12 protein-coding genes are annotated in these 18,646 nt (G+C 69.7%); 3 read left to right on the top strand and 9 right to left on the bottom strand.

Annotation, left to right across the window (positions count from 1 at the left end):
- Window positions 1–23: 23 nt before the first annotated feature.
- The gene (locus tag V1227_RS02490) at window positions 24–1,361 is read right to left on the bottom strand and encodes a glycoside hydrolase family 6 protein (RefSeq protein WP_329790821.1); all 1,338 of its coding nucleotides are present in this window, start codon (window positions 1,359–1,361) and stop codon (window positions 24–26) included.
- Window positions 1,362–1,839: 478 nt separating this feature from the next.
- On the opposite strand from V1227_RS02490, the gene V1227_RS02485 reads away from it, so the two are divergent.
- The 3 genes from V1227_RS02485 to V1227_RS02475 all read left to right on the top strand — a co-directional run bounded on the left by V1227_RS02485 (window position 1,840) and on the right by V1227_RS02475 (window position 6,235).
- Window positions 1,840–3,210: an endo-1,4-beta-xylanase gene (locus V1227_RS02485; protein WP_329790819.1), complete on the top strand. Its 1,371-nt coding sequence runs from the start codon at window positions 1,840–1,842 to the stop codon at window positions 3,208–3,210.
- Between the two features lie 340 nt (window positions 3,211–3,550).
- On the top strand, window positions 3,551–4,888 hold the full coding sequence (locus V1227_RS02480; RefSeq protein WP_329790817.1) for an extracellular catalytic domain type 1 short-chain-length polyhydroxyalkanoate depolymerase: 1,338 nt from the start codon (window positions 3,551–3,553) through the stop codon (window positions 4,886–4,888).
- A 51-nt stretch (window positions 4,889–4,939) separates the two neighbouring features.
- On the top strand, window positions 4,940–6,235 hold the full coding sequence (locus V1227_RS02475; protein WP_329790815.1) for a cellulose binding domain-containing protein: 1,296 nt from the start codon (window positions 4,940–4,942) through the stop codon (window positions 6,233–6,235).
- Window positions 6,236–6,304: 69 nt separating this feature from the next.
- Here the strand turns inward: V1227_RS02475 and V1227_RS02470 are convergent, their stop codons facing one another.
- From V1227_RS02470 to V1227_RS02435, 8 genes are all read right to left on the bottom strand, one after another.
- Entirely contained in the window at window positions 6,305–7,828 is a 1,524-nt protein-coding gene (locus tag V1227_RS02470; protein WP_329790813.1) for a non-reducing end alpha-L-arabinofuranosidase family hydrolase, read from the bottom strand.
- A gap of 853 nt (window positions 7,829–8,681) precedes the next feature.
- Window positions 8,682–9,578: a homocysteine S-methyltransferase gene (gene mmuM / locus V1227_RS02465; protein ID WP_329790811.1), complete on the bottom strand. Its 897-nt coding sequence runs from the start codon at window positions 9,576–9,578 to the stop codon at window positions 8,682–8,684.
- 185 nt (window positions 9,579–9,763) lie between these two features.
- A complete protein-coding gene (locus tag V1227_RS02460) occupies window positions 9,764–10,789 on the bottom strand; it encodes a LacI family DNA-binding transcriptional regulator (RefSeq protein ID WP_236223055.1) in 1,026 nt (341 codons plus the stop codon).
- Between the two features lie 234 nt (window positions 10,790–11,023).
- Window positions 11,024–12,769, bottom strand: coding sequence for a glycoside hydrolase family 6 protein (locus V1227_RS02455; RefSeq protein ID WP_329790808.1), 1,746 nt, complete (start codon window positions 12,767–12,769; stop codon window positions 11,024–11,026).
- A 15-nt stretch (window positions 12,770–12,784) separates the two neighbouring features.
- Window positions 12,785–13,201 (bottom strand): hypothetical protein, encoded by a 417-nt coding sequence (locus V1227_RS02450; protein ID WP_143022565.1) that lies wholly within the window; start codon window positions 13,199–13,201, stop codon window positions 12,785–12,787.
- Window positions 13,202–13,236: 35 nt separating this feature from the next.
- Entirely contained in the window at window positions 13,237–14,508 is a 1,272-nt protein-coding gene (locus V1227_RS02445; protein ID WP_329790806.1) for a lytic polysaccharide monooxygenase, read from the bottom strand.
- Between the two features lie 11 nt (window positions 14,509–14,519).
- Window positions 14,520–17,396: a glycoside hydrolase family 48 protein gene (locus V1227_RS02440; RefSeq protein WP_329790804.1), complete on the bottom strand. Its 2,877-nt coding sequence runs from the start codon at window positions 17,394–17,396 to the stop codon at window positions 14,520–14,522.
- A gap of 244 nt (window positions 17,397–17,640) precedes the next feature.
- Window positions 17,641–18,573: a pectate lyase family protein gene (locus tag V1227_RS02435; protein WP_090096263.1), complete on the bottom strand. Its 933-nt coding sequence runs from the start codon at window positions 18,571–18,573 to the stop codon at window positions 17,641–17,643.
- Window positions 18,574–18,646: the final 73 nt, after the last annotated feature.

Here is an 18,646-nt window from a genome sequence, read left to right as displayed (position 1 = left end):
CCAGGGACCCCCTTGTCACCACATCAGGAGCAGGCGACGCCGTTCAGCACCGGCGACGAGAACGGCGGAGTGCCGTTGTGGTTCGCGTTGTAGCCGATGCTCACCTGGGCGCCGGACCCGAGCGTGCCGTTCCAGGCCGCGTTCGTGACCCGGACCTCGTCACCCGTGTCGTTCCACGTGCCGTTCCAGCCCTGCGTCACCGACACACCGGGGGCCGAGAACGAGAAGGTCCAGCCGTTGAGAGCCGCGCCGCGGTTGACGATCACGACCTCCGCGGAGTAGCCGCCCTGCCACTGGCTCGTCACGCGGTGGGTCGCCGTGCAGCCACCGGGGTTGCCACCGCCGGACGTGGTTGTCGTGGTGGTCGTCGTCGTGGTGGTGGTCGTCGTGATCGGGCCCGCCGCGATCGCGAGCTCGTAGGCCCGCTGCGGCACGAACTGACCGGCCGGCGCGATGCAGCCGTCCGACTCGCCCGGCAGCTTGACCCACAGGAACGCCTCGATCCTCGAGTCGCCCGTGTTCGTCGTGCTGGGCGTGCCGATCGCGCGCCCGGCGGGGTCGCACCACTCGCTGCCGGCGGGACCGTTGCCGTTGCGGCTGGTGTCGACCACGGCCTTGAGGCGGCTGTCGCCGACGGCGTTGAGCACGTTCTTGGCGAAGTTCACCTCGTCGGAGGTCGCGCGGTAGTTCGACACGTTGGTCGAGATGCCGTCGGCGCTGTTGGAGATGTCCGCCCCGCGCAAGCGGTTCGCCGCCTCCGACGGGCTCAGCCACGCGGAGTGGCCGATGTCGAAGTAGACCTTGGCCTGGCTCGACCCGGACTTGAGCCTCTTGCCCGCGTAGGCCATCGACGCCTTGGTCTGGTTCTGCTGGTCCGCGTTCTGGCAGCTCGTCATCAACGGCAGCACGTCCGGCTCCAGCACGATCGTCGCCGGACGGCCGGCGAGGCCCGCCGCGACCTCGTCGACCCAGGCCCGGTACGCCTCGTGGGAGGGCGCGCCGCCGCCGCTCGGGCCGCCGCAGTCGCGGTTGGGGACGTTGTAGACCACCAGGATCGGGATCTTGCCCGCGGAGGCCGCCGCCCCCACGAAGGAGCTGACCTCGGACCGCACCGTCGAGGTGTTGGTCGTGGTGTACCAGCGCGCCTGCGGGACCGACGCGATGCGGTCGCGGATGACCGCCGCCCTGGAGTCACCCGGGTTCGCGGCCACCCAACGCGCGCTCGAGCTCGACGGGTCGACGTAGAACGCCGACTCGGCGGCGCTGACGGACGCGCCGCCCCCGACCACCAGTGTGACGGTTCCCGCGACGACCGCCGCCGAGAGCAGGCCCGCGCCCGCACCCCGCTTCCACCGTGTCATCGTGTCTCCAGTTCGCTCGGTTGCAGTGATTCAGTTCTCGCAGCGTCATTGCTGTCCGGAGTTGAGAATCAGCGACGCGAGAGCGCTCTCATAACGTCGGAGAAGCGAATGCGAGTTCGGGCCAACGTAACCACGGAACTCTGAATCGTCAACGCCGGGAGCTCTCATCAGTCGATGCGGGGGACAAAGTTTCGAAACTTTTCCCTGAACTGCGATCAACGCTGTGACGTGGTAGTTGGGAGCGCTCCCGCAACCGGTTTACGCCGATCAGGGCAACCTGCTGTCGAATTCGACGACCACTTCTTGTGACCGCGCCGCAGTGGCTGCGACACTCCGGAACGGCAACGGAGGGCGGCGGCGGAACAACTCCCGTCAATTCTCACCGCCCACCGCGATCCGGCAATGGCGCACCGGGTCCGGCCTTCTGTCCTGCCCATCACCCGCCCTGCATTCGGGTCGACCCCGGGAAGTGTGGAAGATGAAACTGACATCGAAGTCAGTGGCCCTGATCCCGATCATCGCCACGGTCGCGACCGCCGCGATCGGCGCCACCTTGATCGCCCCACCCGTCGCGAACGCGGCGACCACCCTCGCCGCCGCCGCTCAGCAGAGCGGCCGGTACTTCGGCACCGCCGTCGCGGCGAACAAGTTGAGCGACTCCACCTACGTCGGGATCTTGAACCGTGAGTTCGACATGGTCACGGCCGAGAACGAGATGAAGATGGACGCGACCGAGCCGGCCCAGAACCGGTTCAACTACGGCAACGCGGACCGGATCGTGAACCAGGCCCGGGGCCAGGGCAAGCGCATCCGCGGTCACGCGCTGGCGTGGCACTCGCAGCAGCCGGCCTGGATGCAGAGCATGTCCGGCACGGCGTTGCGCAACGCGATGTTGAACCACGTCACCCAGGTCGCCACGTACTACCGCGGCAAGATCTACGCCTGGGACGTCGTGAACGAGGCCTTCGCCGACGGCAGCAGCGGTGCGCGGCGCGACTCCAACCTCCAGCGCACCGGCAACGACTGGATCGAGGCCGCGTTCCGCGCGGCGAGGGCCGCCGACCCCGGCGCGAAGCTCTGCTACAACGACTACAACACCGACGACTGGACGCACGCCAAGACCCAGGCCGTCTACCGGATGGTGCAGGACTTCAAGTCCCGCGGCGTGCCGATCGACTGCGTCGGGCTGCAGTCGCACTTCAACAGCAACAGCCCGGTGCCGTCCAACTACCAGACCACGCTGCAGAACTTCGCGAACCTCGGCGTGGACGTGCAGATCACCGAGCTCGACATCGAGGGTTCCGGCAGCGCTCAGGCCCAGAACTACCAGAGGGTCACCCAGGCGTGCCTGAACGTCGCGCGCTGCACCGGCATCACGGTGTGGGGCATCCGCGACACCGACTCGTGGCGTGCCTCGGGCACCCCGCTGCTGTTCGACGGCAGCGGCAACAAGAAGGCCGCGTACAACTCCACGCTGGACGCGCTCAACGCGGCTGGCCCCGGCCCGACGACGACCACCACCACCACGACCACCACGACGACGAGCAACGACCCCGGTAACGGCGCCTGCACCGCGACGGTGTCGCTGAACCAGTGGAACGAGGGCTTCGTCGCCACGGTCAAGGTCACGGCGGGGTCCAGCGCGCTGAGGGGCTGGACCGTCACGACCACCCTGTCCAACGGCACGGTCACCGGTTCGTGGAGCGCGAACCGCAGCGGCACCAGCGGATCCGTCACCTGGACCAACGTGGACTACAACGCCGACGTGCCGGCGGGCGGGTCCACCGAGTTCGGCTTCCAGGGCAGCGGCAGCGGTGCGGGGCTGAACCCGACCTGCTCGGCGCGCTGACGATCCCGGCGGGCTCCCGCGGTGCGACGTGACGTCCTCCGCGGGAGCCCGCCTGCCCTTGGGCGACGGTGACGGCCGCGAGGTCTCGCGGGCGATCCTCACGACGGCGATGGAGCGGGTGAAGCCGCCCCGCCGTACGAAGCGTGAATCGTTCACCCGCGGCAACGTGGAGCTGACGCCCTCGCGGGCAGCTGCCCCGTCCCGAACACGGGCGGCCGGCAGACGTGACCACCGCCTCCTGCGCGGTGAACGGCGGCCGCTACCCGCTCGACGTGAACCGGTGGCGGTTCAGCGCCTGCCCCCCACGAACTTCCTTCCCCAGCACGAGAACGAGGTCACTGTGACCCTCTCCCACTCCTCCTGGCAGCACACGACCAGGTACCGAGTCATCGCGCTCATCGCGGCGGTGCTGTCGGTCATCGCCGCCGTCGCCCTCTCCTACACACCGCAGCAGGCGCACGCCGCGTCCTTGACGCGGGTGACCGGCTTCGGCACCAACCCGACCAACCTCAACATGTACGTCTACGCGCCGGACCGGCTCGCCGCCCGCCCCGCGCTGCTCCTGATGATCCACTACTGCACCGGCACGGCGAGCGCGGTGCACAACGGCGGCGGCCGGGACTACGTCACCGCCGCGGACCGGCACGGGTACGTCATCGTCTACCCGGAGGCGACGCGGGAAGGCCGCTGCTTCGACGTCTCCACCCAGAACGGCCTGCGCCGCAACGGAGGTAGCGACTCCACCGGCATCATGTCGATGGTGTCGTACGCGCGCCAGCGCTACAACGTCGACCCGTCGCGCATCGTCGTCTCCGGCATCTCGTCCGGCGCGATGATGACCAACGTGCTGGCCGCCCAGTACCCGGACGTGTTCAGCGCGGCCTCGGCGTTCGCCGGTGTGCCCGCCGGGTGCTTCGCGACCGCCGACGGGTCGATGTGGAACAGCCAGTGCTCCGGCGGCACCCTGTTGAAGACCCCGCAGCAGTGGGGCGACCAGGCGCGGGCCATGTTCCCCGGCTACACCGGCAGCTACCCGCGGATGCAGCTGTGGCACGGCACGAACGACACCACGCTGGCGTACCCGAACTTCGGTGAGGCGCTCGACCAGTGGACGAACGTGCACGGCGTCAGCAGGACCCCGGTGTCGACCGACCAGCCCCAGGCGAACTGGACCCGCACCCGCTACGGCGCTTCGGGCGTCGTCGAGGGCATCAGCGCCCAGGGCACCGGGCACGACGTCCCGACCGCCGGGATGGTCGGGCACGCCATCACGTTCCTCGGCCTCGACCGCCCCGGCACCGACCCCACCACCACGACGACGACCACGACGACTACGACCACCACGACCCCGCCGCCGTCCCCGGGCTGCTCGGTCAAGGCCGCCGTCAACGCCTGGAACAACGGCCTGACCGAGACGATCACCATCACCAACACGTCGTCCACGGCCGTGAACGGCTGGAAGCTGCAGTTCACGCTGCCGGGCGGACAGACGATCACGGGTGGCTGGAGCGCCACCTACTCCCCCAGCACGGGCCAGGTCACCGCGTCGAACGTCTCGTACAACGGCCAGATCCAGCCCTCCGCCCAGATCTCGATCGGCCTCCAGGCCACGCACACCGGCAACAGCGCGCCCGCCACTGGGTTCACGCTGAACGGCGTGCAGTGCGCCGTCGCCTGATCCAGCGCCACGAAGGGATCCCGATGTTCCACGAACCCGAAGGGACGAGCCATGTCCCGGCATAGGTCGGTGATCGCGGCGGCCGTCGCGAGCGCGGTGGTCTTCCTCGGCGCGGCCGGCATCGCCGTCGGCGGTGCCGTCGCCGGGGAGGCCGGCACGGCGGCGGCCACGCCGGGCTGCGGCAAGCCACCGGCACTGGCGAGCGGCCAGCACACCATCAGCAGCGGTGGGCAGAACCGGTCCTACATCCTGCGCCTGCCACCCAACTACAACAACAACCGCCAGTACCGCCTGTTCGTCGGTTTCCACTGGCGCGGCGGCACGGCGAACGACGTCGACTCCGGCGGGTCCGACGGCTACAACTGGTCCTACTACGGCTTGCGCAGGCTCTCCGACGCCGCGGACAACGGCACGATCTTCGTGGCGCCGCAGGGCAACGGCAACGGCTGGGCCAACCCCGGCGGCCAGGACCTGAGGTTCGTCGACGACCTCGTGGCGCTGCTCGGCTCGAGCCTGTGCCTCGACACGACCCAGCGCTTCGCCGGTGGCTTCAGCTACGGCGGTGGCATGTCCTACGCCGTCGCCTGCGCTCGTGCGAACGTCTTCCGCGCCGTCGTCGTCTACGCCGGCGCGCAGCTCAGCGGCTGTGACAGGGGCACCCAGCCCATCGGCTACCTGGGCTTCCACGGCATCAGCGACAACGTGCTGGGCATCGGCCTGGGCCGCGGTCTGCGCGACACGTTCGTGCGCAACAACGGCTGCACACCGCAGAACCCCCGCGAACCCTCCGCGGGAAGCCGCACCCACATCGTCACCGCGTACAGCGGGTGCCGGGCGGGATATCCCGTCGTGTGGGCGGCGTTCGACGGCGGCCACACACCGGCCCCGATCGACTCCGGCGGCGACGGCTGGCGCACGTGGACCTCCGGTGAGGCGTGGAAGTTCCTCACGCAGTTCGCCGGCGACGTGCCTCCTACCACCACGACGACCACCACGACCACGACCACGACCACGACGCCTCCCGGTGACGCGGCCTGCCGCGTGAGCACGGCGGTCAACGCGTGGAACAACGGCCTGACGGCGAACATCACCATCACCAACACCGGTTCGTCGGCGGTCGACGGGTGGTCGCTGGCCTTCACGCTGCCCGGCGGGCAGACGATCACGGGCGGGTGGAGCGCCACCTACTCCCCCACCACGGGCCAGGTCACGGCGCGCAACGTCGCCTACAACCCCGGCATCGCTCCCGGCGCCTCGATCACGGTCGGGTTCCAGGCGACGCACACCGGCAACGCGGCCGCGCCGTCGTCGTTCAGCCTCAACGGGAACACCTGCACCACCGCCTGACCTGTTCACGACGAGGCCCCCGGCATTCCAGGATGCCGGGGGCCTCGTGCTGTGTGTCGTGTCAGACGGTCAGCGTTGCAGCGTCAGCAGACCGGGCCGGTAGGGCAGGCGGCCGTAGTCGCCACCCGAGTTCGGGTCGCGGCCCTGGTAGAGCAACTGCAGGTTGCAGGGGTCGATGGTCTTGGTCTGGTCGGGGTTGCTGCGGATGAGGTCACCGTGGCTGATGTCGTTGGTCCAGCTCGCACCGCTGTTGGCCTTGCCGGCGAACGGGTTGCTCTCGGTCGCGGCCTGCGGCGTCCACGACCCGTTCAGGCTGCTGGACGTGAACGAGCGGAAGAAGCGGCCGTTGCGCCCCATCGCCTCGACGATCATCAGGTACTGGTTCTGGCCCTGCACCTTGTAGACCTCGACACCCTCGAACAGGTTGGCCTGGGTGTCGCTCATGATCTCGGTCCAGGACGAGCCGAAGCTGCCGGGGAAGTTCCCGATCGGCATGCTCGCGCGGTAGATCTTGCCGTTGTCACCGGCGAAGAACAGGTACATGTTCTGGCCGTCGGCGATGAGCGTCTGGTCGATCGGACCGGTGCCGGAGTTGGGGATGCTGCCGGTGAAGAGCGTCTGCGCCGGGCCCCAGCCGTTGGCGTTGGTCGGGTCGTTCGACGTCCGGTAGCTGAACGCCGTCGGTCCCCACTGGTAGGCGAGCACCCAGATGTTCTTGGGGGCGAAGTAGAACAGCGTCGACGCGACCGCGCCGGGGCTCATCCCGTTCTGGCTGGCCGAGGCCATGTCCGACCAGTTCGTGAACGTGCCGAAGTTCATCGAGCCCCACGTGGACCCGGTGTCGTGCGTCGTCGCGTAGACCAGGTGCTTGCCGTTGTACAGGACGTGGGTGAAGTCCTTGAGCGACACCCAGCCCTGCTTCGGCTGCGCCAGCGGGCCGGTCGACGACCAGCGGTAGGTCGAGGGGAGCTGGCAGGTGCCGCCCGGCGAAGTGGTCGTCGTGGTGGTGGGACCGGTGCCGCCACCGACGCGGACGAGCTGCCACTGCTGGTTGGCGCCGTTCCAGTCGCTGTACTGCACGATGTTGCCGCCGTCGGCGGTCGAGCCGCCCTGGACCTCGACGGCCTTGCCGCTGTTGCGGTTGACCAGCCGGACGTGGCCGCCGTCGGAGTCGGCGAGGCGGAACTGCTGGTTGGTGCCGTTCGAGTCGGACCACTGGACGATGTTGCCGCCGTCCGCGGTGGAGAAGTTGTAGACGTCGAGCACCTTGCCCGACAGCCGCGACTTCAGCCGGTAGTAGCCGCCGCCGGAGTCGACGAACTGCCACTGCTGCTGGTTGCCGTCGTTGCGGGTCCACTGGGTGATGCGGGCGCCGTCGTTCGTGGCGAGGTTGTAGACGTCGAGCGCCTTGCCGCTGTTGCGGTTGACGAGGACGTACCAGGCGGAGGTGTCGACGGTCGCCGCCGACACGGGTGTGGTGCTGAAGGCCGCCAGCAGACCGCCGAGCAGAACCGCCACGGCGGCGGTGACGGCGGCGGCACGGTGACGTCCGCGGGCGCGGGGAACGGGTGGGCGATGGCCTGATCCGGCCATGGGCGTGCTCCTCTTCGTCGAGGTGGGTTCGACCGCGGTTGAGAAACGACGTTCGATGGACCGTTTGCGCCGAGCGATCCACCACGCGCTCCCGGGGGACGAGCAGCGATCACGCCGATGAACTACGACGGATGCTGGAACCGGGTCGTCTCCAAACTGTGGAGGACGATCTCCGCGTGGTCAAGGCGAGTCGAATGCGTTCGACTGCAACGACAACCGGCGTTCGACCACGGTGCAGCAGCGTGCCCGGCGAACCGTTGCGGACTCGGCCGAGAGGCTCCCCGCGGGCACCGGGAAGACCTGTCCAGCAGCAGCCTCCCACCAGCCGGTCCCCGACGTCGGCTCACTGCGCGACCGACGCGGCGAACCCCGCCGCGGTTGACCGGTGTCGAATCGTTCGACTGCAAAGAGATCCGGCGTTCGACGCCGGCGGGGCGCCTCGCCCGGCTAGCCGTTCCGGGCTTGACAGCGGGGAGCGCCGCCAGTGCCGAGGTCCTGGAGGTTGCGGTCCGGTGAGATGCACCCGCGGGCCGACCTCGACTTCGGCGCACCCGCCCGCCGCGAGGCGAACTCCGCTTGCGGTCATGGCCTGTCGAATGCGTTCCACGCCGACAAATCGGCGTTCGACCACGCTGCGGAGCGCCTCGCCCGGCCAGCCGCTCAGGCCCGCGCCGCCAGACTCCCCGCCAGCACCGAGATCGCCGAAGGCCCGGCAACACGCACTCTCAACCGCGCCCCGGCCCCAGGTCACTCGCCAAAACGCGGCGAACCCGCCCCCGGTCCACGAGTCCGCGTCCCACACCAACGAACCGGTATCCGACCGCGCTGCGGAGCGCCTCGCCCGGCCAGCCGCTCAGGCCCGCGCCGCCAGACTCCCCGCCAGCACCGAGATCGCCGAAGGCCCGGTCCGGCAACACCCACCCACCAACCGCGCCCCGGCCTCGGTCCACTCCCCCGCCGACGCGGCGAACCCCGTCCCGTCCCCGGTCCACGCCCGCGCGTCCGCGTCCCACTCCTCGCCGCTGTTGGGGTAGACCACGACGGGCAGCCCCGTCACCCGCCGCGCCACGGCGACCGCCTCGGCCACGTCCGCGGGCGCGCAGCAGTTCACGCCGACCGCGATCACCTCGTCCACGCCGGACACCACCGAGAACGCCTCCTCGAGCGACTGCCCCGCGCAGGTCAGGCCGTCTCGCACGCTGTAGGAGAGCCACAGCGGCACGCCGCTGCCGCGCACGACGTCCAGCACGGCCACGGCCTCGTCGACGTCGGGCACGGTCTCGACCGCGAGCACGTCCGGATCGGCGGCGCACAGCTCCTCGATGCGCGGCCGGTGGAACTCGACCAGCTGCCGCCGGCTCAGGCCGTACCGCCCGCGGTACTCCGACCCGTCCGCCAGGACCGCGCCGTACGGGCCGACCGACGCGGCGACCCACCGCCGGCCGTCCACATCGGAGGCGGCCGAGCGGGCCAGCTCCACACTGGACCGCAGCAGGCGCCCGGTCTCCTGCGAGCTGATGCCCCGGCGGGCGAAGCCGGCGAAGCTCGCCTGGTAGCTCGCGGTGATGGCCACCTCGGCACCCGCCCGGAAGAAGGCGAGGTGGGCGGCTCGCACGGCGTCCGGGGTGCTCAGCAGCAGCCGTGCCGACCACAGCTCGTCGGACAGGTCGTGCCCGGCGAGCTCCAGGGCGGTCGACATGCCGCCGTCGAGCACGACCACGCGCTGCGCCAGCGCTGCTGCCAGTTCCACCAGGAGAAGTCTACGGAACGAGTGGTGAGGAGGAGTGCGCGACAGCCGCTCCGCCGAGAACATCGCGCACTCCCCCAGAACGACCGCCGGAGCCGACGCCGACCCGTGCGCGCCGCATTTTCGCACGGGGCAACGTCATCTCGACGGCCGTCCGTCGACAACCGGTTCCCCGGAACGGGAACCGGTCAGCCGGTGGCGCCGCGGTGCGCGGCGGGATCCGGTGTGCTCGCCCGGCGGGAGAGCCGGGGAGGCAGCAGCATCAGCGGGGGCGGCTGCTTGCCGGAGAGCTTGGCCACGAGCAGGTCCACGGCGTGCCTGCCGAGCTCTTCTGCGGGCAGCCGGACGGAGGTGAGCAGGGGTGAGGTCTGCTCGGCGACCTCGTCCGGGCAGATCGCCACCACGGCCACGTCGCCGGGGACCTGGCGGCCCGCCGCGCGCAGGCACGTCGTGATCCAGCCGAGGGCCGCCTCGTTGTGCACCACCAGCGCCGTCATCGACGGGTGGGCCCGGATCAGGGCCTTGGTCGCCCTGAGCACGGAGTCGTGGTCGCCCTCGACGGACAACGCCGTCGCGGCGACCCCCCTGCGCATGGCGGCGGCGCTGAAGCCGTTCATCGTGCGGTGCGCGAAGCCGGTGCTGCGCCGGTAGACCGCGCTGGGGGCGCCGAGGAAGCCGATCGAGCGGTGACCGAGGTCCGCGAGGTGGTCGACGCACTTGGCGCCCGCCGCCTCGAAGTCCAGGTCCACGCAGGTGAGGCCGCGCGCGGCGGCCGGGTGTCCGATGAGGACGGACGGTTTGGACAGCTGGCGCAGCAGGGGCACGCGCTCGTCGTCCATCTCCACGTCCATCACGAGGAAGCCGTCGACCTGGGCGCTGTTCGCGGCCCGGCGCAGGCCGGCCGCGCCGTCGTCCGCGGTCATCAGCAGCAGGTCCATGTCGTAGCGGCGCGCGGTGGTGACGGCGGCGGTGACGAAGCGCATCACGGCGGGCAGGTGCGTGCCCGCGCGCAGGGGCAGCACGAGGCCGATCACGTTCGTCCTGCCGGCCGAGGCCGCGCGGTCGGTCGCGTGCGGCTGGTAGCCGAGCTGCCTGATGCTCTCCCGGACTCTCGACTTCGTGTCCGCGGAGATCGACCGCTTGCCCGTCAGCACGTAGGAGACCGTGCTCGGAGCGACCCCGGCGTGCCTCGCGACGTCGGCGATGGTGACCACACAGCCCCCTTTCCCGCTCGCTGTCAGTGACGGTGTCGACACCATAGGGAGCACCTTCTGATGACATCAAGAGTTATGTGTGCGTTAACATTGCGCTTTTCGGGTGGTCCAGACGAATTCGCCTCTGTCTGGAAACTTGCTGGACGGAAACCGGTGCGGGGTGGAAGAGCGCACCCACGCGGCGCGACACCGTGGTCCGGCGCCGGCCGCATGGGCACGCTCACATCCCGCAGCTCAGAGCGCCGGGTAGGCGTTGCGCATGAGCTCCTGGAACTGGGCGGAGAACCACTTGCCGGACAACGGTGCCTTCGGCAGCGCGCCCGACAGGTTGTTGCCGTTGCGGACGTTGCCGGTGTAGGCCGGGTCGCACATCTTGTCCGCGCCCTTGCCCTCGTTGTTCGGGATCTCCTCGCTCGCGCCGTCGGACTCGCCCGGGGGCTTCATCCACACGTAGGCGTCGATACCGGGCTCCGGGGCCGCCTTCGGGCGCTCACCCAGACCGGCACCCGACTGGTTGCACCAGTTGCCGAGGTGGATGCGCCGGTCGAGCCGGCCGCCGTTGACGTAGGCGTCCACACCCGTCGTCGGGCCGGGGCCCGTCGGACGGGCGCTGCCACCCCAGCCGTTGCGGCTGGTGTCGATCAGCATGCCGACGTTCGCGTCGAAGCCCGCCAGCACGGCGCGCTGCCGGAACGCCTGCGCGTAGGACAGCTCGTCGACGTAGCGGTTCCAGTCCACCCACTTCGACTGGCGGACCGAGGTGCCGTTCACCGAGTCCTCGATCTTGAAGTACGGCTCGCGCAGCGCGCCGTAGTTCGCGGTGTTGGCGATGAAGCCGTGGACGTTCGCCTTCGTGCTGCCGGAGGCGTTCGCGGCCTGGTACAGCAGCTCGGCCGTCGGGCCGAAGTTGTCGTCCCAGCCGATCCAGCCGTGGTGGCCGATGTCCAGGTAGTTGTAGACGTTCGGAACCGCACCCAGCTTCGCGAGCGCGTAGCCGACACCGGTGACGTAGTTGCCGTTCGCCTTCATGACGTCGCACGCCGGCACAGCGGTCGGCCGCGGCGACACGTTGGTGATCAGGTTCGGCAGCGAGTCGATCTCCACCGTCGTGACGATGCGCAGGCTCGCGTACTCGGGCCTGGCGAAGATCGCCGCGATCGGGTCGATGTAGTCGGTCTTGTACTTGTCGATCTCCGTCGGCTTGAGCTCACCGTTCGAGGCGAGGGCCGAGCAGTCACGACCGGGCAGGTTGTAGATGACCACCTGGATGACGAGTGGTGAGCCCGCCGCCTGGCGCACCGCCTCGTCCAGGTGTCCGACCAGGCCGCGCGAGTCGACCGTGCCGTTGATCGCCGCGATGCGGTCCATCCACACACCGGTGGGCTGGTTCGCGATCCGGCTGCCGCCGGGCTCCGCGGCGGCCTTGGCCGCCCAGTCCGGGTTCACGTACTGCTTCGCGCCCACGTACGGGTTGTCGACGCGGCCCGGGCCGGGGCCAGGTCCGTTCGAGGTGGTCGTGGTCGTGGTCGTCGTGGTCGTCGTGGTGGTGGGCACCGTGTCACCGGTGCACAGCGTGCCGTTCAGCGTGAAAGCCGACGGGTTGGCGTCGTTGGCGCCCGCGTTGGACCCGTTGAAGCCGATGTCGATGGACGCACCGGTACCGAGGTTCCCGTTCCACGACAGGCTCGTCGCGGTCACGTCGGCGCCGGACTGCGACCAGGTCGCGTTCCACCCCTGGGCCACGCGCTGGCTGCCCGGGAAGGTGAACTTGAGCGTCCAGCCGCCCGACACGGCGTCACCGAGGTTGGTGATCTTCACCGAGGCGCCGAACCCTCCGCCGCCCCAGCTGTTCGCCTTGTAGTCGACGCGGCAGCCGGGTGCGGCGCCCGCGGGTGCGCTCATCGCCACCCCGAAGGTCGCCACGGCGGTGGCGACCACGACACCCGCCGCGGCCCACCGCCTCTGTCCGTTGAGCTTCATTGATCTCCTGACTTCCTAGTGGTGTTGGATCTGGACCAGGGAGCACGCGGAGGGCGTGCATTCGAGCCGTTTCAGGCCGAGGTACTCCATCCCGATCGAGCCGGTGAGCGCGAAGCCGTCCCCGAAGGCGAGGTCCGGGTCGCCCCGGACCTCGCCGTTCGCGAGCGCCGTCCGCCAGGCCTGGTCCAAGCCAGGCCGCAGGACCAGCAGCCCGAGCCGCCCGTACGGCTCCTTGGCGCAGGTCCCCCATTCGGCGACGAACGGCGCGTAGACCTTCGACCGCACCGGTCCGGCGAAGTCCGTGAAGTCGTCACCCCGCCGGACGGTGGCGCACTCGTCGGTCAGCTCGTTCAGCCAGGCGGCGATGCCGTCGACGCCCCTGCTCAGGTCGGGGGTGGGTTCGGCGCGTCCTACGAGGAGGGCGAACGTCACCGAACCCACCACCAGAAGGGCGATCAACGCCCTCGTCACCGGATGGCGCACGGAGAACCGCTGAGCGTGAACGACGTCGGATCAGCCGGCGTGGACGCCGTCGTGGCGTTGAAGCCGAACGACGCCGTGCCACCGGGCGCGAGGTTCGCGTTGTACGACACGCCCTTCGCTGTGGCCCGTCCGTTCGCGACGGTCACGGTCGACGACCACGCCTGCGAGAGCTGCTGTCCCGCGGGGAAGTCCCACACGAGCTCCCAGGCGTTGAGCGCACTGGTGCCGGTGTTCGTCACCGTCACGTTGGCCGTGAACCCGCCGCTCCACGTGCTCGGCCGCGTGTAGGCGACCGTGCAGGAACCGGTGGGACCGCCGCCACCCGCCGACGTCCTGACCGTGACGCCCGACGAGGCCGCCGAGGCGTTGCCGGCCGAGTCCGTCGCGACCACGGTGAACGAGTACGACGTGTCCGCGCTGAGCCCGGTGACCGTCACCGAGTTCGTGGCGGAGGTCGCGACCACCTGGCCACCGCTGTAGACGCGGTACCCGGTCACCCCGACGTCGTCCGTCGACGCCGGCCAGTCGAGCTTCACCGAGCTGCCGGTGACGCCGGAGGCGACGGGCGTGCCCGGTGCCGACGGCGCGGTGGTGTCCGGCGTGCCGGTACCCCCGCCGAAGACGACGTCCGAGCAGCTGTAGAACGCCTCGGGGCTGTCCGAGCGCTGCCACAGCGAGTAGATGATGTGGCGGCCGGTCTTGTTGGGCAGCCTGGCCTGCCAGGCGTACTCACCGTTCGCCAGCGGCGGGTTCGTCACCTTGTCGAACGGCACGGACTCGAGGTCCGACCACTTGAGCGGCTTCGTGACGTCGAAGCCGTCCTTGGTGACGTACTGCTCCCACGTGCCGGGGTGCGGTGCCCAGGCGTTGTACCGGAAGGTGACGGTGCTGTTCGCCGTGACCTGCGTGGTGGGCCAGTCGGCCCGCGGCAGGTTGTAGGCGGCGAACTTCGTGGTGGGACCGCACAGGCTGCCGTCGGGGACGATCTCCCGGTGGCGTCCGCCGGCGTTGCTGATCAGGTTGCCGAACCAGTCCCACAGCGGCTGCTTCCCGCCCTGGGCCACCGCCGCGACGCACGCCGGGTTGGTGGGCTGCAGGTCGCCGCCACCGCCGCCCGCGCGGCCGTCCTCGTAGCAGAGGTAGGTGCGGCTGCCGGGCCAGACCATCGAGCCGTGCGCGACGGCCGTGCCACCGGTGTGCACCAGGACGGCGCCGACCGCGGCCGCCACGGCCAGGAGTGCTATGCGTTTTCTCATCTGCGTACTCCTCACCCGTAGATCTCGGCGTGCAGGGAGAAGGCGGTCGCGATCTCCGCCTGGGCCCAGAACCGGTGGTAGGTGAACGTCGGTGCCGGTCCGCCGTCCAGGTAGGCCTGGACCTTGGGCCACTGCGGGTCGTTGCGGAACATCGACCGCATCGACAGGAACGACGAGCCCTGCCCGATCTGGTCGCCGTTGGGCATCCGGCCGGTCCAGCCGCTCGGCACGTACGGGCCTTCGGCGGTGGAGGTGTTGTAGACGTCGTCGAACCGGTTGTAGTCCGCGCGCGTCTCCGGCGTCGCGATGCCGAGGCTGTCCTGGTGCGCGAGCAGCCCGGTCAGCAGCGCCTCACCCGTGGTCTTGGCCGAGGCGTTGCCCGACCGCGCCGCGTAGTTCAGCAGCACCTTCGCGTACGACGCGGCGATGCCGACGTCCTGGTTGTGGTTCACCACGCGCACCCGCAGGTTCGCGTTCGAGCCGGGGTTGGTCGCGTTCCACGTGTCCGGCGCTCCCGACCACTCGAGGTCCGCGGGGATCTGGAAGTTCGTGCCGGTCGTGGTGTTCGCGATCGCCCACGGCACCCACTTGTCGAGGATCTTCTTGGCGCGCGCGTCACCGGTCAGCCGGTACAGCGCGGCCGTGCGCTCGATGCCCCACACCTGGAAGCCGAACCACCGGTTGCTCGGCGGGTCGCGCCACACCGGGTGGGCGTCGTAGTACATGCCGTAGAACGTCGGCGTGCCGGCGGGAGGCGAGGCGTACTGGCCCTCCCAGCTGTTCGTCACGCCACCGGCGAGACCGCCGTCGGCCGACTGCAGCCACTGCAGCATCTCGAGCTGCCGGTTCAGCGACGTCGCCCAGTCCTGCTGCCCGGTGGCGGACAACGGCTTGAGCGCGGGCACGTTCGCGAGAGCGTGCGCTGCCAACGGGTTCTGGTAGCCCTGGTGCGAAGCACCGTCACCGATGCGCCACGCCCAGCCGGCGGACGTGTCGGTCGCGCCACCCCACGCGTAGTACCAGGACATCAGGTAGTGCGCGCTGTTCTTGCCGGTCGCGCCGGGGCACGACGCCGGGCTGTTGCAGTTGCCGATGCGCTTGAAGTACTTGTCGAACATGGCGTACCGCAGGTAGTCGCCCATCTTGGCCGACTTGCCGATCTCGCTGGAGATGTCACCGGCCTTGCCCTGCGCCGTGGCCCACTGCTGGGCGAGCAGCGCCACCTGCACCACGCGGGCGTCCGCGTCCGGCGCGTTGGTGTACTTCCACTGCTTGGCGTAGGACGAGTCCTTGGTGAAGAGGTCCAGGAACCCGTTGGGGCCACCGTGCTTGAACGTGTCGCACGAGGGCTGCGGGATCGTCTCCCACACCGACTCCGACGAGCCGCGCTGGTAGGTGTTGATGTACGCGGGCGCCGTCGTGCCGTCACCGCACCGGCCGAAGCCGTAGGTGTTGTCGACGTCGATCAGCCAGTGCATGCCGTAGACGTCCGAGTTGCCGTACGCGGTCTTGAGCTCCGCCGCGATCGGGTCCTGGCCGACCGGGACGGTGCCGTCGAGCGTCGACGGGTACTGGTCCATCCTCGGGTGCTCGGGCGCGTAGGTCGCCGGCTTCGACGGGTCGTACTTGTCGTTGGTCGGCTGGTCCGCCTTCGCCGGGATGATGAACTTCTCCATCGACGCGAAGGCCGACTTGAACGGCGCCCAGTCGCCCGTGACGCGGCCGTAGCTCGCTTCCAGCCACAGGTAGTAGCTGAAGGCCTCGGACGTCGTCTGGTGGCCGTGGTCGGGTGCCTCCACCATCAGCGTCTCGACCGAGTGGTACGGCACGAGCAGGTCGCCGAACTTGCGGAAGTAGCCGCTCGCCGGGTCCTTGATCTTGTTGTACTGGTCGAGGAACGCCTTGTTGAAGTCCGAGGTGGACGGGTCGAGCTCCTTGACCGTGACGCTCGCCGGGCTGTAGCCGGTGGCCGACGCCGTGAAGGTCGCCGTGCCGAGCTCGCCGCCGTTGTTCGCCGACGTCACCGTCACCGTCTGCTTCGCGGTGCCGGTGAACGTGAGCGTCGCCGGGGTCGCCGTCAGGTCCGTGCTGCCGCTGCGGGCGATCGTGACCGTGACGGGCTGGCTCGGTGCCGTGGCCAGCGAGACGTCGAACGTGGCCGTCTGGCCCTGCTTGACCGAGACCGCGCTCGGTGACGCGAGGACCGCCGGTCCCGACAGCACCTTGACCGCCGCCGGCGCGGAGGTCGTCACGGCGCCGCGGTTGTCCGTGGCCCGCGCGGTGATGCTGTGGTCACCGGCCGGCGCCGACGTCCACGTGCCGCTGAACGGCGCGCTGGTGTCGGTCGCGACCAGGGTGTCGCCGGCGTAGAAGTCGACCTTGGCCACCGTGCCGTCGGTGTCCGTCGCGGTCGCCGCCAGCGGGATTTCCGCGGGCAGGGTGTAGCTGCTGCCGCTCGTGGGCGCCGTCAGCGCCACGGAGGGCGCCTTGTTCGGTCCCGTGCAGGACACGCCGTTCACGGCGAAGTCCGTCGGTGGCCGGTTGGTCGAGCCCTTGCTGCCGTTGAAGCCCACCTGCGCGGTGCCGCCCGCGGCCAGCGTCGGGGACCAGGGCGGGTTGGTCACGCTCACGGCAGCGCCGTTCTGCGTGAAGGTTCCGCTCCAGCCCTGCGTGACGCGTTGCCCGTCGGGGAACGTCCACGTGAGGTTCCAGCCGTTCAGCGCCTCCCCGTCGTTCCGGATCGACACGGCCGCGCCGAATCCGGTGTTCCACTCGTTGGTGATCTGGTAGGTGACGGTGCAGGCCACCGCGGCCGGTGCCGCGACGGCGGGAACCCCGCCGGCCAGCACCACCGCCGCAACCGTCAACGCCAATGTTCGCCGAGTCATGCCGCCGCCCTCTCGACAACTGGGAGCGCTCCCAGAGTTCACGGCACTGTAACGTGGGCCACATCAGCCAACCGGCCGCCGTTGCAACGGAAGTTGAACCGAACGGTGCTCGTGGATAGTTCTTGCGGCGTAACGATGATACGTCCGCCGGTTCCTCTTACTGCTCTCTTCGAGTGGAATCCTGGGAGCGGTCCCAGACGAAGGCGGGGACGCCCTCGGCCAGACGGGGCGTCCCCTTCCCTCATCAGCCGCGGCCGGCTCCGGCCCCGGCCGTGACCACGCTCTTCACGCTGCTCGCACTGTCGAGCGGGTACGAGTAGGGCACGCTCTTGACCGAGCCGCCCTGGTCACCCGTTCCCGAGTTGACGAAGTGGTTGTCGCGCGCCACGAGCGAGCCACCGGGCGAGCTGCCCTCACCGCGGTGGAACGGGTCCTTCGTGTTCTCGAAGTAGTTGCCCTCGACGAGGACACCGCCCTCGACGGTCGACGCGACGCCGTAATCGGTCACACCGCCGTAATAGTTGTTGTAGACGTGCACCGGGTTGCCGAACCGCACGCGCGGGTGGCGCTGCTGCGTTCCGTCGAACCAGTTGTGGTGGTAGGTCACCCGGAGCTTGCCGCGGTCCTCGGAGCCGTTGCCGTCGCTGTGGCCCAGCAGCATCGTCTTGTTGTGGCTCGTGAACTTGTTCCACGACACCGTGACGTAGTCCGAGGCCCGCTTGACGTCGACCGCACCGTCGTAGCCGTTGGAGAAGGTGTTGTGGTCGATCCACACGCGGGTGGAGTACTGCACGTTGATCGCGTCGTCACCCCAGCTGCGGAAGTTGAGGTTGCGCACGATCACGTTCGAGGCGTTGGCGATGTTGAGGCCCTGCCCGGTGATCGCCGCGCTGGAGCCGACGCCCTCGATGGTCTTGTTCGAGGCGACCTTGGTCATGCTCGGCAGCGAGATCGTGCCGGAGACCCGGATCACCGCGGCGCTCGACGACTTCGCGGCCTCGACGAACGCCGACGCCGTGGTGACGGTGATCGGCGACGCGCTGCCGCCTCCCGTCGTGCCTCCTCCCTGGGTGGCCCAGCCGACCAGCCCGAACGGGGCGGCGGTCGCCTGGGGGACGAAGACCGCACCGAGGACCAGCGCGGTGGCGGAAACTAGTGCTGCACGCTTTGGAATCATTCCACGCTCCCAATTCGTGAGCGGCGGTACAAACCAGACAACCAGTCACAAAGACAACGGTCAACCAATTCGA

This window comes from Lentzea sp. DG1S-22 (assembly GCF_036321065.1).
Classification (GTDB): domain Bacteria; phylum Actinomycetota; class Actinomycetes; order Mycobacteriales; family Pseudonocardiaceae; genus Lentzea; species Lentzea jiangxiensis.
Note: the sequence above shows the minus strand (reverse complement) of the source record. Positions and strands in the feature narration are given on the sequence as shown.

Excerpts from the sequence above, each read along its gene's own strand:
- V1227_RS02490 (WP_329790821.1), bottom strand. The coding sequence starts at position 1,361 with ATGACACGGTGGAAGCGGGGTGCGGGCGCGGGCCTGCTCTCGGCGGCG.
- V1227_RS02485 (WP_329790819.1), top strand. The coding sequence starts at position 1,840 with ATGAAACTGACATCGAAGTCAGTGGCCCTGATCCCGATCATCGCCACG.
- V1227_RS02475 (WP_329790815.1), top strand. The coding sequence starts at position 4,940 with ATGTCCCGGCATAGGTCGGTGATCGCGGCGGCCGTCGCGAGCGCGGTG.
- V1227_RS02470 (WP_329790813.1), bottom strand. The coding sequence starts at position 7,828 with ATGGCCGGATCAGGCCATCGCCCACCCGTTCCCCGCGCCCGCGGACGT.
- V1227_RS02455 (WP_329790808.1), bottom strand. The coding sequence starts at position 12,769 with ATGAAGCTCAACGGACAGAGGCGGTGGGCCGCGGCGGGTGTCGTGGTC.
- V1227_RS02445 (WP_329790806.1), bottom strand. The coding sequence starts at position 14,508 with ATGAGAAAACGCATAGCACTCCTGGCCGTGGCGGCCGCGGTCGGCGCC.
- V1227_RS02440 (WP_329790804.1), bottom strand. The coding sequence starts at position 17,396 with ATGACTCGGCGAACATTGGCGTTGACGGTTGCGGCGGTGGTGCTGGCC.
- V1227_RS02435 (WP_090096263.1), bottom strand. The coding sequence starts at position 18,573 with ATGATTCCAAAGCGTGCAGCACTAGTTTCCGCCACCGCGCTGGTCCTC.